The 15,281-nt window shown below is 67.5% G+C and carries 18 protein-coding genes; all 18 read left to right on the top strand.

The window, feature by feature from the left end; all coding sequences use genetic code 11:
- Window positions 1-60: 60 nt before the first annotated feature.
- The 18 genes from ARC20_RS17830 (at window position 61) to ARC20_RS01670 (ending at window position 15,280) form a co-directional block, all read left to right on the top strand.
- Window positions 61-588 carry a terminase small subunit gene (locus ARC20_RS17830; RefSeq protein WP_081417983.1) on the top strand — a complete coding sequence of 176 codons (528 nt, stop codon included), beginning with the start codon at window positions 61-63 and terminating at the stop codon, window positions 586-588.
- Window positions 503-2,071 (top strand): phage terminase large subunit, encoded by a 1,569-nt coding sequence (terL, locus tag ARC20_RS01750; RefSeq protein ID WP_181360124.1) that lies wholly within the window; start codon window positions 503-505, stop codon window positions 2,069-2,071. The genes ARC20_RS17830 and terL overlap by 86 nt, the downstream gene beginning before the upstream one ends.
- A complete protein-coding gene (locus ARC20_RS01745; RefSeq protein WP_057643395.1) occupies window positions 2,071-3,879 on the top strand; it encodes an anti-CBASS protein Acb1 family protein in 1,809 nt (602 codons plus the stop codon). The genes terL and ARC20_RS01745 overlap by 1 nt, the downstream gene beginning before the upstream one ends.
- 4 nt (window positions 3,880-3,883) lie before the next feature.
- Window positions 3,884-5,011, top strand: coding sequence for a DUF2213 domain-containing protein (locus ARC20_RS01740; RefSeq protein WP_057643391.1), 1,128 nt, complete (start codon window positions 3,884-3,886; stop codon window positions 5,009-5,011).
- A gap of 3 nt (window positions 5,012-5,014) precedes the next feature.
- Window positions 5,015-5,482, top strand: coding sequence for a structural cement protein Gp24 (locus ARC20_RS01735; RefSeq protein ID WP_057643388.1), 468 nt, complete (start codon window positions 5,015-5,017; stop codon window positions 5,480-5,482).
- 12 nt (window positions 5,483-5,494) lie between these two features.
- Complete coding sequence (locus ARC20_RS01730; RefSeq protein ID WP_057643385.1) at window positions 5,495-6,424, top strand: DUF2184 domain-containing protein; 930 nt, start codon at window positions 5,495-5,497, stop codon at window positions 6,422-6,424.
- Window positions 6,425-6,470: 46 nt separating this feature from the next.
- Window positions 6,471-6,980 (top strand): hypothetical protein, encoded by a 510-nt coding sequence (locus ARC20_RS01725; protein ID WP_057643381.1) that lies wholly within the window; start codon window positions 6,471-6,473, stop codon window positions 6,978-6,980.
- Between the two features lie 3 nt (window positions 6,981-6,983).
- A complete protein-coding gene (locus tag ARC20_RS01720; RefSeq protein ID WP_057643378.1) occupies window positions 6,984-7,499 on the top strand; it encodes a DnaT-like ssDNA-binding protein in 516 nt (171 codons plus the stop codon).
- Entirely contained in the window at window positions 7,496-7,852 is a 357-nt protein-coding gene (locus ARC20_RS01715; RefSeq protein WP_057643376.1) for a hypothetical protein, read from the top strand. The genes ARC20_RS01720 and ARC20_RS01715 overlap by 4 nt, the downstream gene beginning before the upstream one ends.
- Window positions 7,852-8,943 (top strand): phage minor head protein, encoded by a 1,092-nt coding sequence (locus ARC20_RS01710; RefSeq protein ID WP_057643372.1) that lies wholly within the window; start codon window positions 7,852-7,854, stop codon window positions 8,941-8,943. The genes ARC20_RS01715 and ARC20_RS01710 overlap by 1 nt, the downstream gene beginning before the upstream one ends.
- Complete coding sequence (locus tag ARC20_RS01705) at window positions 8,924-9,349, top strand: hypothetical protein (RefSeq protein ID WP_057643370.1); 426 nt, start codon at window positions 8,924-8,926, stop codon at window positions 9,347-9,349. The genes ARC20_RS01710 and ARC20_RS01705 overlap by 20 nt, the downstream gene beginning before the upstream one ends.
- A complete protein-coding gene (locus ARC20_RS01700; RefSeq protein WP_057643367.1) occupies window positions 9,346-9,747 on the top strand; it encodes a phage tail terminator-like protein in 402 nt (133 codons plus the stop codon). The genes ARC20_RS01705 and ARC20_RS01700 overlap by 4 nt, the downstream gene beginning before the upstream one ends.
- A 76-nt stretch (window positions 9,748-9,823) precedes the next feature.
- Window positions 9,824-10,291, top strand: a complete 468-nt coding sequence (locus ARC20_RS01695; RefSeq protein WP_057643364.1) for a hypothetical protein — start codon at window positions 9,824-9,826, stop codon at window positions 10,289-10,291.
- A 100-nt stretch (window positions 10,292-10,391) separates the two neighbouring features.
- The gene (locus ARC20_RS01690; protein WP_057643356.1) at window positions 10,392-10,787 is read left to right on the top strand and encodes a hypothetical protein; all 396 of its coding nucleotides are present in this window, start codon (window positions 10,392-10,394) and stop codon (window positions 10,785-10,787) included.
- 28 nt (window positions 10,788-10,815) lie between these two features.
- A complete protein-coding gene (locus tag ARC20_RS01685) occupies window positions 10,816-11,133 on the top strand; it encodes a phage tail assembly chaperone (protein WP_057643353.1) in 318 nt (105 codons plus the stop codon).
- On the top strand, window positions 11,134-14,460 hold the full coding sequence (locus tag ARC20_RS01680) for a phage tail tape measure protein (protein ID WP_057643350.1): 3,327 nt from the start codon (window positions 11,134-11,136) through the stop codon (window positions 14,458-14,460). It begins immediately after the preceding gene.
- Window positions 14,460-14,819: a hypothetical protein gene (locus ARC20_RS01675; protein WP_057643348.1), complete on the top strand. Its 360-nt coding sequence runs from the start codon at window positions 14,460-14,462 to the stop codon at window positions 14,817-14,819. Before ARC20_RS01680 ends, ARC20_RS01675 begins: the two co-directional genes overlap by 1 nt.
- On the top strand, window positions 14,816-15,280 hold the full coding sequence (locus tag ARC20_RS01670) for a DUF1833 family protein (RefSeq protein ID WP_057643346.1): 465 nt from the start codon (window positions 14,816-14,818) through the stop codon (window positions 15,278-15,280). Before ARC20_RS01675 ends, ARC20_RS01670 begins: the two co-directional genes overlap by 4 nt.
- The last annotated feature ends 1 nt before the right edge of the window (window position 15,281 follow it).

Raw genomic sequence — 15,281 nt, 5'->3', positions numbered from 1 at the left:
CGCGGCGAGATTGTATGCCGATGCACCCACCCACTTAAGCCCTCCCGGGGGCGTCTACCCATGCCCAAGTCAAATTCGAAAGCCCGGAGGGCAGCGCGCCGGCTGGCACCCAAGGCTGCGCCTGCCAAGTCGGGTGGCCTGACCCCGAAGCAGCAGCGCTTCGTGCTCGAGTACCTGAAGGACCAGAACGGGAAGCAGGCGGCCACCCGCGCCGGCTATGCACCGGGGTCTGCAGAGGTCCAAGCATGCCGCCTGCTAAGGAATGCTCAGGTACGTGCTGCAGTGGATGCAGGGCAGGCTCGGCTGGCGAAGAAGGCCGAGATCACGGTGGAGAGCCTGGCCGAGGAACTGGAGCAGGCGCGCGGCATGGCCCTGCGGGAGCGGCAGCCCAGCGCCGCCGTCGCGGCCACCATGGGTAAGGCCAAGCTGGCCGGCCTGCTGGTCGAGCGCCATAAGCATTCCGGTGCCGTGGGCACCTACGACCTGAGCAAGCTTTCCGAAGATGAACTCGATCGCCTGGAATCGATCCTCGGTCCGCTTGCCGACGCTGGCGGAGATCCGAGCGGAGAGGGCGCGCAGGAAGGCTGAGGCCGAGCGTGCGCGCATCGCCGAGCAGGGCGAGGCAATCCGGGCCCGGTGCCAGACGCTCGAGGGGTTCATCCGAGAGCATTGGAAGATCCTGGAGCCCACGCGGCCCCTGAAGTTCGGATGGGCGCTGCAGGCCATGTGCCGGCACCTGGAGGCCGTCACCGAGGGCCGCATCCAGTTCCTGCTGATGACCGTGCCGCCGGGCATGATGAAGTCGCTCCTGATGGTCTTCTGGACCGCGTGGGAGTGGGGCCCGGCCGGTCGGCCCGACCTGCAGATGCTGGCCACGTCGTACAGCCAGCCCAACGTCCTGCGCGACAACCTGAAACTGCGGCGCTTGATCGACAGCGACCAGTACCAGGCGCTCTGGCCCCTGCAGCTGCGCGGCGACCAGAACGCGAAGGGCAAGTTCGAGAACACCGCCAACGGCTTCAGCGAGGCGCGTCCCTTCAGCTCGATGACGGGCGGCCGCGGCGACCGGGTCAAGGTGGATGACCCGCATTCGACCGAGACGGCCGAGAGCGACGCCGAGCGCAAGACCACGGTGCGCATCTTCCGCGAGGGCATCACCGACCGCCTCAACGACATCACGTCGTCGGCGATGGTGATCATCATGCAGCGCCTGCACCAGCAGGACGTCGCGGCGGTGGCGCTGGAGCTTGACCTGGGCTTCGTGCACCTCAACCTCCCCATGGAGTTCGAGGCCGAGCGCATCGACAAGGACGGGAAGAAGACCGGCGGGCCGTGCCGCACCTACATCGACGGCGAGCTGTTCTTCGAAGATCCGCGCACCGAGGATGGCGAGCTGCTGTTCCCGGAGCGCTTCCCGGCGGCGGAAATCGCCAGGCTGAAGCGGGCGAAGGGCTCATACGCCTACGCCGGCCAGTACCAGCAGCGGCCGACGCCGCGCGATGGCGGCAAATTCAAGCGGGAATGGTTCGAGGTCGTGGAAGCGGCGCCGGCCATCTCCAATGTCCGGAAGGTCCGGCGGTGGGACTTCGCCGCCACGGATCCGAAGGAGGCCACCAGCGGCGATCCGGACTACACCGTCGGTCTGCTGCTGGGAGAGAGCGCCGGCACGTACTACGTGCTCGACGTGGTGCGCGATCAGGTGTCGCCTGCTGGCGTTGAGCGGATGCTCAAGAACACGGCGCTGCAGGACGGGAAGACGATCAAGGTTCGCATCCCGCAGGACCCGGGCGCCGCCGGCAAGAGCAACGCCGCGCACCAGGTGAAGCTGCTCGCGGGATGGGACATCAAGGCAGCGCTGGAGTCGGGCTCGAAGGAGGTCCGCGCCACGCCGGTCGAGGCACAGGCCGAGGCCGGGAACATCAAGCTGGTGAACGGCCCATGGGTACAGGCGTTCCTCGATGAGATCGCCGAGTTCCCCAACGCGAAGCATGACGACCAGGTCGACGCGCTCTCCGGCGCATTCGCCGAACTGGTCACCGGCAGTACCTACAACCTCGGGAACGCACTCTGATGGGGAAGCTCGCCACAATCCGCGACGGGCTGGTCAACCTGGTCGCGAACCTGGGCACGCCGCGGGACAAGGCCGCTGCCAGCCTCTACCTGCTGCCCTTGATGGACGACCACCAGCTGGCCAACGCCTACCGTGGCGCATGGCTGCCGCGAAAGATCGTGGATATCCCGGCACTCGATGCGCACCGCAACTGGCGCACGTGGAATGCCGAGCAAGACGAGATCAGCGCGATCGAGGCAGAGGAGAAGCGCCTCGGCCTGCAGGGCAAGTCGTTGGAAGCCAGCTTCAAGGCGCGGCTGTTCGGCGGTGCCGCGCTATACATCGGCACCGGCGATGCGAACCCGAGCCTGCCGCTCGATCCGACCCGTATCGGCAAGGACGGCATTCGGCACCTCAACGTGCTGACGCGCCGCGTACTGAAGGCGGGCGAGCTGGAGCGTGATCCGGAGTCGCCCAACTACGGCAAGCCGAGCGTCTACACGCTGAGCACCGCCGCCGGTGGCCAGGTGAATATCCACCCGTCGCGGCTGGTCATCTACCACGGCGCGCCGAAGCCGGATCCGGAACTTGACGTCGGCGACGGCTGGGGCGACTCGGTGCTGCTGGCTGTCATGGATGCAGTGAAGAACGCCGACTCGACGGCCGCGAACATCGCCTCGCTCGTGTTCGAAGCCAAGGTGGATGTGATCAACATCCCCAACCTGATGAACAGCCTCTCGGAGCCGGCCTACGAGGCGGAGCTGCTGAAGCGTCTGCAGCTGGCGGCGATGGCCAAGGGCATCAACGGCATGCTGGTGCTGGACGGCGAGGAGACCTACAGCAACAAGCAGACGAACTTCGCCGGCTTGACCGACGTGATGATGTCCTTCATGCAGCTGGTCAGCGGCGCGGCCGACATTCCGGTGACCCGTCTGCTGGGCCAGTCGCCCAGCGGGCTCAACTCCACAGGCGAGGGCGACATCCGGAACTACTACGACCGGATCCGCTCCGGCCAGGAGCTGGTGCTGACGCCGGCGCTGTCGGTGCTGGACGAGTGCCTGATCCGGTCTTCGCTGGGCACGCGGCCGGCTGAGCTGTTCTACAGCTGGCGCAGCCTGTGGCAGAGCACGGACAAGGAGCGCGCCGACATCGGCAAGACCACGGCCGACACGATCAAGACCATCGCCGACACGCGGCTGCTGCCTGACGACGTGCTGTCCAAGGTGGCAGTCAACATGCTCACGGAGGCGGGCGTCGCACCGGGCTTGGAATCGGAGATGGCGGACTACGTGCCTACCGACGAGGGCGAGGTGGATCCGGATGCGGACGACGTCGCCGCCGCCATGCTGACCACCGACGCGATGCCCCGGCCGCTGTATGTGCACCGCAAGGTGACCAACGCGGCCGACATCATCGCCTGGGCAAAGGAGCAGGGCTTCGAGACCACGCTGCCGGCGGAAGACCTGCACGTCACGATCGCCTTCAGCCGCGATCCGGTGGACTGGATGAAAGCTGGCAGCGACTGGGCCTCGGGCGAGAACGGTGGGATGACCATCAAGCCCGGCGGCGCGCGGCTCATCGAAAAGTTCGGCGAGGGCGCGGTGGTGCTGCTGTTCAACAGCTTGGAGCTGTCCTGGCGCCACGAGGCGATCAAGGGCGCTGGCGCGTCGTGGGACTGGCCCGAGTACCAGCCGCACATCACGTTCACCTATGCGTCCGGGGAGGTCGACCTGGAAGCCGTGGAGCCGTACCGCGGCGCCATCGTGCTGGGCCCGGAGATCTTCGAACCCCTGGATACCGACCGGAAGTCGAAGGTCCGCGAGGAGTAAACCCATGTTTCTCACCGATCGAGTCTCGGTGTCGGCGCCACGCCGCACCGCGGACGGCTACCTCGTGGCCGACGCCAAGGTCGCCCGCACCGGCATCCAGGAATACCTGGGCTCGGAACTGGGCCGCCCGGACATCCCCATCGTGCGGGTGTACCGCCCGCCGGAGGAGGTCTTCGCGCAGGACGCGATGCACAGCTACGCCTACCGGCCGGTCACGGTCGAGCACCCGGCGCAGATGGTGGACGCCGACACCTGGAAGGCGGTCTCCGCCGGCGCCACGGGCGCGGAGGTGGTGCGCGACGGCCAGTTCGTGCGAGTGCCGCTGGTGCTCATGGATGCCGCGGCGATCAAGGCCTACGAGTCCGGCAAGCGCGAGCTGTCGATGGGCTACAGCGCCGAGATCGTGTTCCGCGACGGTGTCACGCCGGAAGGCCAGCCCTACGACGCAGTGCAGACGCAGCTGCGCATGAACCACGTCGCCCTGGTCAAGAAGGCCCGGGGCGGCGACCAACTTCGCATCGGGGATGGGCGCCATCCCGGTGCTCTGGATCCGCGCGCCCATCACAAACAGGAGAAATCCATGAGCGACATCAAGACGCGCACGGTCGTGGTGGACGGTCTTTCCGTCGAAACCACTGACGCCGGCGCCCAGGCCATCGAGAAGCTGCAGCGCCAGCTCAGCGACTCGCAGGCAGCCACCCAGCGCCAGGCGGCCGAGCACACCGCCGCGATCACCGCGAAGGACGCGGAGATCACCAAGCGCGACGCCACCATCGACGACCTGAAGGGCAAGGTGCTGGATGCCGCGGCCATCGACGCTCGCGTGCAGGAGCGCGGTGACCTGGTGGCCGCGGCGAAGTCGATCCACGACGCGGACTACCGCGGCAAGAGCGACGCCGAAGTCCGCAAGACCGCCGTCGTCGGAAAGCTCGGCGACGCCGCGGTCGCCGGCAAGTCGGACGACTACGTCCAGGCGCGCTTCGACATCCTCGTCGAGGACGCGAAGAAGGACCCGGTGGTCCGCGCACTGGGCGACAGCGCGAACCGCACTCCGGTTGCCGTCAAAGACAACGGCTACGCCGCCTCGGTCCAGGGCCTGGACTATCGCACCGCCGGCCAGAAGGAGGCCTAAGCCATGGCACTGCAGACCAACTACCCGGACAACCAGCCGGCCGCCGTCGCCGGCGCACAGGCCACGATGGTGCCGGCCACCATCATCTCGCGCACCGTCGAGGGCGCGGCGATCGCCTTCGGCAAGCCGGTGCAGCAGGGCGCCACCGACAAGAGCGTCGCGGCCTTCACCACTGGCAAGTTCGTGGGCATCACCCTGCTGGATCGCTCGGCTTCGGGCCTCAGCGTCTCCGGCGGCCAGGTGACCGGACGCGCGGTCGACAGCTTCGGTGTCGGCGAGTCGGCGCGCGTCAGCACCAAGGGCGACATCTGGGTCGTGGCCGCTGTCGCGGTCGCCGCCGGCGATGCCGTCTACGTCACCCCGACCGGCACGTTCACCAACGTGGCCACGTCGAACACCGCCATCGCCGGCGCCCGCTGGGACACCAGCACCACCGCGGCTGGCCAGCTGGCCGTCGTCCGTCTCGGTTAAGGAGCCGACCACATGAGCGCAATCCCCGTCATCGACGCCCAGGCAGCCTTGGGCTTCGTCATCGCCCAGGCCTCGATCATCGAGCCGGGCGTCTACCGCACGGTCTATCCGGACGTGCAGTACCGCGACCTGATCCCGGTCGATACCTCCGGCAGCGAGTTCGCCACCTCGGTGACCTACTTCTCGTCGGACCAGTACGGCAAGGCCGACTGGATCAACGGCAACGCGGACGACATCCCCCGCGCCGGTACCACCCGTTCGAAGTTCGAGACCCCGGTGTACACCGCGGGCATCGGCTACGGCTACGGCTGGGAGGAAATCGGCCGCGCCCAGATGCTGGGCATCAACCTGCCGAGCGAGGACGCCATGGCCGCCCGCCGCGCGGCGGAGGAGCTGGTGGACCGCGTCGCACTGCAGGGCGACAGCCAGAAGGGCTTCAGCGGCCTGTTCAACGCTACCAACGTCACGCCCGTGGCCGCTCCGACCGGCAGCTGGAACACTGCGACGCCGGACCAGATCGTCGCGGACATGAACGCGTCGCTGCTCAACGTGTTCAACGGCACCAACACGACCTCGATCGCCGACACGCTGCTGGTGCCGTGGTCGAAGTACCTGGCCATCGCGACTCGCAAGATGAGCGACAACAGCGACGCGACCATCCTGCAGTGGTTCCTGGCCAACAACGTGTACAACGCCGCCACCGGTCGCCAGCTCACCGTGCGCGGACTGCGCGGCCTGGATACCGCCGGTGCCGGTGGCGTGGCCCGCCTGATCGCGTATCGGAAGGATCCGAACGTGCTGAAGCTGCACATGCCGATGCCGCACCGGTTCCTGCCGGTGTACCAGTCGGGTCCGCTGCGCTGGGATATCCCCGGCGTGATGCGCCTGGGCGGCCTGGACGTGCGCCTGCCGAAGGACGTCGTCTACCTGGACGGCATCTGACCCTCACGACCCCGGCACCGCGCCGGGGTCCTACTGGAGCATGCACATGCAGATCATCAACAAGCACGCGACGCCGCTGGGGCTTCCGAGCGGCCAGGTGCTGGTACCGGAAGTGCCGGCCCCGGTGCCGGACTGGGCCACTCTCAAGAAAAACGCCGTGGTCCAGGCGTGGATCGCCGCCGGCATCCTGATCGAGGGCAAGGACTCGGCGAAGGCGGCGATCATCGGCACCCGCAACCTGCCGGCCGACGTGCCGCTGATCGAAGACAAGGTCACCGATCTGGACGACCTGGTGCGCCAGGCCTTCGAAGCGTCGGGCCTAGAGCTGGAAGCCTGGAACTCGCTGACCCAGGCGGATCGCGATTCGCACATCGGTAGCCAGCTCGCGGAGCTCAAGGCCGAAGCGGCCGCGCCGAGCACCGAAGAGGAAAAGGCGGAGCTGATCGCCCAGCTCGAAGCTGCGAAGGTGAAGTTCGACAAGCGCTGGGGCGTGGAGAAGCTGCGCGCCGCGCTGGACGAGGCACAGAAGGCCGCCGCCGGCGGCACCGGGAGCTGACCCATGTACGGCACGCTGGAAGGTGCGGACGGCTACCACGCTGCGCGCGGTAACACCGCGTGGGGTGAGGGTAGCAACGAGGCGCGCACGGCCGCGCTGGTCCGCGCCACGGATTACATCGATGGACGCTACCGCTACCTGCTGCCTTCGGGCCGCTGGGCTTCGATGTTCCCCGGCGTGCGCACGGAGGGGCGGGGCCAGCCGAACGAGTGGCCCCGCACCGGCGCCGTCGATTACGACGGCAATGAGCTCCCGATTGACCTGGTGCCCGACGAAGTCGAACGGGCAACCTACGAGGCGGCCGTGCGCGAGCTGACCGAGCCGGGCAGCCTGTCGCCGGACTTCGTGGCCAGCGCGCAGGTCACGCGCGAGAAGGTCGGGCCCATCGATGTCACCTACGCGGCAGCCGAAGGCGAAGGAACTGCAACTCCGAACCGGCCGGTCGTGCCGGTGATCGATGAGATCCTGGCGCCGCTGCTTCTCACCCGGCTGACATCGCCCGCGGTGCTCGTCGTATGAGCGCCTTCTACGATCGCCTGCAGGCAACCGCCCAGCGCTTGATCGCTCGCTACGGCTACGCCTCCCAGCTGGAACGGGATGGGGTGCCCACCGGGCCGGCCTACAACCCGCAGCCGGGGCCGCCGACGCGGCACGACTGCAAGGTCGTGGAGACCGAATACAGTCTGACCAACCGCGACGCCACGCTGGTGCTGCGCGGGGACAAGCTGGGGCTCATCTCCACCGCCATCGACATCACGCCGACCAAGGATGACCGGATCCTGCTGGGCGGCCAGCTGTACCACTTGTTTGACCTGCAGCCTATCTCTCCCGGCGCGCAGGTCCTTCTCTACGAGTTCCATGCGAGGAAGTAATGGCCGCAGCCACCGCCCGCCAACTGGATCAGCTGGCGGTGCAGCTGGAGCCGGCGTTTCAGCGGGCCTTCCTCAAGGCGGTGCGCAGCGTGGCGAACGAGGCCGCGGTGCAGGTCATCGCCGACCTGATGCAGGCCGGCCGGGTGGACGACGTGCTCACGGTCCTGGGCCTGGACGAACCGCGCTTCGCGGACCTTGCCGAGGCCCTGCGTGGCGCATTCAAGGCCGGCGGCGCGGTGGCGACGAAGGAGATGCCGGCGATCCGGCTCAAGCTGGATCCGGTGGTCACGGGCAGCTACCGGCCAAAGGCCACCGCTCCCGTGCTGCGCACGCAGTTTGACCTGCGCAACCCGGTCGCCGAGCGCTGGCTGCAGCAGAACTCGGCAAGGCTGATCACCGGCATCGTCAACGACCAACGCGAGGTGATCCGTGTCGTGCTGCAGCAGGGCCTGGCCGCAGGGCGCAACCCGCGCCAGACGGCGCTCGAACTCGTCGGGCGTGCCGGTGCCACCGGGCAGCGCGCCGGCGGCGTGGTCGGGCTGACGTCCCAGCAGGCCCAGTTCGTGGCGAACATGCGCGCTGAGCTGGCCAGCGGCGATCCGGGACGCATGGCGCAGTACTTCGATCGCCAGCGGCGCGACAAGCGCTTCGACGCCGCTGTCCGGCGTGCTATGCAGGCCCGTCGGCCGGTCTCGCCAGCGGACATCGACAAGATCGCCGGCAGGTACGCCGACCGGCTGCTGGCGCTGCGGGGCGAGACCATCGCCCGGGCCGAATCGATCACGGCGTTGAGCGCCGGCCGGGAAGAATCCTTCCGGCAGCACATCGCCGCCGGCGGCCTGGCGCCCGAGAACGTCATCGGCACATGGTCGGCTACGGGCGACAGGCGCACGCGGCACACGCACCAGGAGATGAGCGGCCAGAAGCGCGCCTTCGGCGAACCTTTCGTCTCTCCCAACGGGGCGCAGATGATGTTCCCGGGCGACACGAGCTTGGGCGCGCCGCCTGAGGAAACGATCAACTGCCGATGCACCAAGCTATACCGCATCGACATGGCAGCGGAGGCGCTACGTGGCCAGCAAGTTCGGTGACCAGGTGAAGTCCTTCGCCGAGCGCGCGAAGCTGCGCCAGCAGGCCATCTTCCGCGAGTCCGCGCAGGAGCTGCTCGACGAGGCGAACACGCCCGAGGCGCAGGGCGGCAAGATGCCGGTCGACACCAGCTTCTTGCGCAACTCGAGCGCGGCCTCGACCGATGGCGTGCCCAGCGCGGGCGGCGCCGTTCCCCAGCTCGTATTCCTGGGGCTGGAAATCGGCCAGTCGGTGTGGATCGGCTGGACTGCCGCCTACGCCATGCGCATCGAACACGGTTTCTACGGCGAGGATCGCTTGGGCCGGAAGTACGCGCAGGCCGGCAAGGGCTTCGCGCGCGCGGCGGCGCAGAACTGGCCCTTCATCGTCCAACGCGCCACGCTCAAGGTGAAGGAGCAGATCCCGTGACGGATACCGCCATCTATACCGCCTTCGCGGCGCTCGTGACGCAGTTCGCCGCGGCGCAGGCCCTGCCGTGCTCGTATCCGGGGGTCGGGTTCGCGCCGCCGGCGAGCGGTGCGTGGCTTGAGCTGCAGTGGTTTCCGAACAAGACCCAGAACTACGGCATGGCCGACGAAGGTCCGTCGCTGCTGCAAGGCTTCGCCCAGCTCGCTGTGTGCTACCCGCCGGGGCAGGGAATCGTCATCGGCACGCAGCTCACCGATCAGGTCATCGCCTTCTTCGGCAAAGGGACGACGTTCGCCGGGATGCGGGTCTACCAGAGGCCCTGGACGTCGGCCGTCATCCCAGATCCGGAGCGCATCATGCATCCGGTGACCATCCCCTGGCGCGGCTTCGACGGCTGATCGCCAGAGCAAAGCGCGCACCACCAGAACCCCGCCCCGTGGCGGGTTTTTTATTGCCCAACGCGAGGACACAGCAATGCCCGAGGCACAAACCAACAGCGGCTCCAAGCTCTACATCTGCATGACGCCCAAGAACGAGGATCTGGACGAGGCGGGCTTCGAGGCCCTGACCTATGTCCTGGTCAAGAAAGTCGGCAGCGTCGGCGAGCGCGGCATCAATACCAACATCGTCAGCTACGACACCTGGGACACGCAGGTCTCGATGAAGGGCAAGGGCATCACCAACGCCGGCGACCCGCAGGTCGAGCTCGCCGAGGACCTGGCGGACCCGGGCCAGATCGCCATGCGCGCGGCTGGTGCGCCGAACGTCCCGGACGCCTATGCGTTCAAGGTCGAGCGCCCCAACGGCACGCTGGAATACCTGCGCGGCCTGGTCGCCGGCCCGAACTCGCCCGGTGGCCGGAACGAGGACTTCATCCTCAACACCTTCACGCTGGCCCTGAATCAGGTCCCGCTGATCGTCGCCGCGCCCGTCACCCCGTAACCGCACATCCCGGGGATAGGGCGGCCGCCTGACAAGCCGGAACTGATCCGGCCGGCTTCCCTGGGATCTTCCTTCCGGATCGCTTTCAAAGGATCACGACATGACCGACCTGAGCAATATCGTCGCCGCCGAGCGCACGATCGATATCAAGCATCCCGCCACCGAAGAGCCGCTGGGCCTGTGCTTGACCCTGCTGCCGGACTCGCACCCGCAGGTGCGCGCGGCGCAGCGGCGCACCATGAACGAACGCCTGAGCGGCCGCGGCGGCAAAGCCACCGCCGAGCGGATGGAGCAGGCCCGCATCGACATGCTGGTCGCCTCGATCGGTGGCTGGAACTGGCAGGGCGAACTGACCTTCCACGGCGAGAAGCCCGAGTTCACGGCCGGCAACCTGCGCGCGGTCTTCAAGGAACTGCCGTGGGTGGCCGAGCAGGTCGACCAGGCGCTGGGGGATCGGGCGGCCTTTTTTCGCAGCGCTGAAGACCCGGCTGAGTGACGCGGTCTACCTGACCGTTCGCTACGACATGAAGGACGAGAGGGGCGACACGCGCCGCGAGCGCAACGCCCGCTTCGGCATCGAGACGCCGGAGCTGGAGGTGCCTGACGAAGGTGGGCACCTCTGGGAGTGGTTCTCGGAGCTTTCGAATCGGCGCCGCACTGGGCCCGAAGCTCTCGCGTTCGCCGAACTGGGCGAATGGCAACGCCTCACCGGACAGGATGTCCTGCCGGTGGAAATCGAAATGCTGCTGTCGATGGATGACGCCTACCTCCGCGCGGTCCGAGAGGACCAAGCGGCGGTACGGGCGCGCGTGCTCGAACAGCAGGAAACCGGGAGAGGTTGAGTGGATATCGCCGAGCTTGGCTACAAGGTGGACTCCAGCGGTCTGGTCGAGGGCACGAAAGCCCTGGACCAGAATGCGGAGGCGGCCGAGCGCGCGGGCGGTGCGGCCGAGCGGCTGGAGAGGGACTTCCAGTCGCTTTCCCGAACCATCGAGCGTTCCTCGGGCGCCCTCGGCGACCGCCTCGGTGGCGCGCTTGACCGCATCGGCGCCGGTACGGGCGCTGCCGTCAGCGAGCTGCAGGCGCTCAACCGTGCGCAGGAATCCATTCTGGCGGTGCTGACCCTGCTTCAGGAGAAAGCGGCCGGCGCTTCTGGCGCGATCTCGGGCGTCGGCGAAGCGGCGAAGCGCGCGAGCGTCGACGTCAGCGCCGCCACCACCGCCAGCCAGCAGATGGAACGCCAACTCGCCGAGCAGGACGCCCGGTACCGGTCGGTGGCCCAGCGTGCGGTTGAATACGCCGAATCCATGCGGGGAGCGAACCTTTCCGATCGCGCCTTGGCGGAGGCGGAGCGCCTGGCCGCAGCTGGCATCGACCTCAAGGCCAGCGCCACGGCGCGCATGGCCAGCGAGCAGGACCAGATGATCGCGCGGGCACGGGCGCTGCAAGCCGCCGAGGAGCGCACTCAGCGCGACGCCCGCGCCGCCGCGCTGGCCACCGAGGCGCAGGAGCTGAACCTCAAGAAGCTGCTGGGGCAGATCAACCCCACGGTGGCCGCGCTTGATCGCCTGGCCGACCAGGAAGACCGCCTGTCCAAGGCGCGCGACCTCGGGCTGATCAATCCGCAGGTTTTTCAGCAGTACCAGCAGCGCCTGGAGACCACACGCGCCGCAACGCTCAATGCGGGCAAGGCATCGGATGCGACGACGGGCAGCCTTGGCCGGCTTAACCTGCAGTCGATCGAGGCACAGCAGTCCATCGCCACGCTCGCGCGATCGCTCGCGTCCGGGGAATGGGGAACCGCGCAGTCCTCGATCACTTCTCTGACCGCGCGCACGGGCGCACTCGGCGCCGTGTTCAGCGCGACCGGCATTGCGATCACCGGCATTCTTGCCGCAGTCGTCGGCTTCGCCGCCGCCACCTACTCGAGCGAGAAGGAGCTGGACGGCTACAACCAGGCGCTGCTCGCGACGGGCGGTGCCGTCGGCATGACCGCTGGAGAGCTGCGAAGCCTTTCCGATGGGCTGGGCAAGGCGACCGGCCGGTACAGCGACGCACAGAAGGCGGTTCAGGCACTGGCTGCCAGCGGCAAGCTCACGGGCGATGCGCTGGCCAATGCCGCCGCCGCCGCGGTGGATCTCGCGCAGTTGACTGGGCAGAGCGTCGAGAGCGCAGCGAAGGACTTGGAGGGGGTCGCCAAGGCGCCGGCCAAGGGCCTGCTCGACCTGGATGAGAAGTACAACTTTCTCACCGCCAGCGTGTACGAGCACGTCAAGGCACTGGAGGAACAGGGGCGGGAGACCGATGCGGTTGCGGCTGCCACCGCTGCGGCGGAGCAGGAGTTCCAGAAGCGCGCGGAGGAGATGAAGCGGCAGACGCAGGAGCTCACCGGTTACGTCGGCGATCTCCGCGCGCAGTGGGCGCAGTTCACGAATGAACTGAAGGGGCTCGTCAATCCGACGCTGGACCTGCAGCTTGCGGATCTGCAAAGCAAGCTGGCAGCGCTCGAGGGAGGAAGCTTCGCGCCCCGCTACCTGATCCCTGGGCAGCGAGATCAGGACATCGCCTCCCTGCGACAGCAGATTGAGCTCGTCAAGCAGATGAAGAGTGACCAACAGGATCTCGCCAAGGGCGATGCCTACGCGACCGAACTGCGCAAGCAGGGTGTGGATGCGTATGTCCAGATCGACGGTGTCCTGACCCGGGCCAAGACCAGCAGCGAGAAGCTCGAAGAGAGCACCCGCAAGCTGGTGCAGCAGTACAAGGCGCTTCAGGTCGCCAATCCGGGGTCTGACCTCCTGAAGGGCGTGACCTTCGGCGCTGACGGTTCGGTGTCCGGCGGCACGTTCGATCGCGCGCTGGCGCAGTTGCAGAAGGACTCGCAGAAGGGTCAAGCGCGGGCGCGCGCCAATGCCGATGGCAACGCTTCGGATTCGCTGCTCGCCAGCATCGAGCGCCAGATCACCGCCAACAACCAGCTCGCGGAGAGTGGCGAGAAGGTCACGGCCAGCGATCGCCTGGTGATCCAGGCGCAGCAGATGCTGGACGACAGCACGAACACGATGACCCGCAGCCAGCGCGAGGCGCTGAAGGCGGCGCTCCCGCTGCTGGAAGCCAGCGCCGAGAAGGCGAAGCTTTCGCAGCAGACGCAGAAGGACCTCGCAGCCGAAGCGGCACTGACCGAGCGCCTTGCCCAATTGGAGAAGCAGCGCCAAGAGCAGGCCGACGTCGACCTGATGGGCATCGGTCGCGGTGCCGATGCCACCCAGATGCTGCAGCGGCAGCTCGACATCCAGCGCCAGTACCTTCGCGAGCAGGAAAAGCTCGACAAGGCGCAGCGAGACCCCAATACCGCGCTGACGGCGAGCGAGTACCAGAAACAGCAGGCCCTTCTGCAGGACAGCTTGAACCGGTCGCTCGAGATCGAGCGTGACTATCAGCAGCGCCGCTCGGCCATGCTCTCCGACTGGCGAACCGGGGCTACGCGCGCGTGGGAGGACTACGCTGCGGCGGCGGCCAATGCCTCCGACCAGGCGGCGAGCGCGCTCACGAACGGGCTGAGCGCGGCCGAAGACGCGTTCGTGCAGTTCGTAAAGACCGGCAAGCTCTCGTTCAAGAGCCTGGCCGACTCCATCATCGCCGACCTGGCCCGAATCGCGGCGAAGCAGGCGATCTCCGGGATCGTGAGCGGCATCGCCAGCTACTTCGGTGGCGGGGCGATGAGCGGGGTCTCGAGCACATACAGCGCGCAGAGCTTCGGGAACAACACCGGTTGGCTCAACAGCGGCGCTGGCTACAGCTTCGGCGGTGGCCGCGCGGCCGGCGGCCCGGTGTCGCAGTCCTCGATCTACGAGGTGGGCGAGCAGAACCAGCCGGAGCTTCTCAGCGCCGGCGGCAAGAGCTATCTCATCCCTGGCAACGACGGGCGCGTCATCCCGATGGCCAGCGGCACTGGCTCCCAGCCCGGCGGCATGCAGCCGACCATCAACGTGACCGTCTACGGCGCGCCGGACGGCGCTACCGCCACGGCGAAGAAGAACGATTCCGGCGGCTTCGATATCGACGTAATGCTGCAGCAAGTGAAGGGGGCGGTGGCGGATGACATCGCCAGCGGCGGCCAGATCGCGCAGGCCGGCAAGTCCCGCTTTGGCTGGAAGGAGACCGTGTAATGGCTCAATGGCCAACCAATGCAAAGCTGATGATCACCGGGTACGGCGAGAAATTCGACCCGTCGGTCGAGCGCACCGAGATGGAAAGGGGTGTTCCGAAGGAGCGCAAGCTCAACTCCCAGGTGCTCCAGAAGATCACCGTGTCCGTGCTATTCGCGACCCCGGAGGCTGCCGAAGCCTTCGAGGATTGGTACTTCGACGAGATCGACCGCATCGGATGGTTCACCGTCGTGCACCCGCGGACGGGCGCCACGGTCACCGCCCGCTTTGAGGGGGGAGACATCGGTTCGCTCTCGTCGCAGTCGCCAGGCTTCTTTTTTGCGAAGCGGGACGTGACCTTGGAGTACTTGCGCGGATGAGCACCTTCACCGAACGCCGCCAGCGCGTGACCGATCCGGCCGGCGTGCTGATGCTGCTGGAGATCTCGGCACCTTCCATGCCGGACGTGCTGCGCATCGTCAACGACACCCAGAACTGGGTAAGCCGGGGGATCGAGTACGTCGGCTTCCCATTCGGCTTCAAGCTGCCCGACGACGTCAGCGGGCAGAGTCCGCGCGCGCAGTTGGTGATCGACAACGTTGGTCGGGGCATGACGGATGACCTGGAGCGCCTGCAGCCGGGGGAACTGGTCACTGCGCGGCTGATGATCACCGACCGGGCTGACCCGAGCGTCATCGAGTCCGAGTACTACCTGCCGATGACGCAGGTATCGGTCAACGCGCAGACCGCCACCGCGCAGTGCGGCGTCGACTTCCTGATGCGCCAGCAGGCCGTCCAGCTGCGCGCCAACCCGTTCACGCTGCCGGGCATCTTCACGTGAG

The sequence above is a fragment of the Stenotrophomonas panacihumi genome, from assembly GCF_001431645.1.
GTDB lineage: Bacteria > Pseudomonadota > Gammaproteobacteria > Xanthomonadales > Xanthomonadaceae > Stenotrophomonas_A > Stenotrophomonas_A panacihumi.
This window is presented reverse-complemented; position numbering and strand designations above follow the sequence as displayed.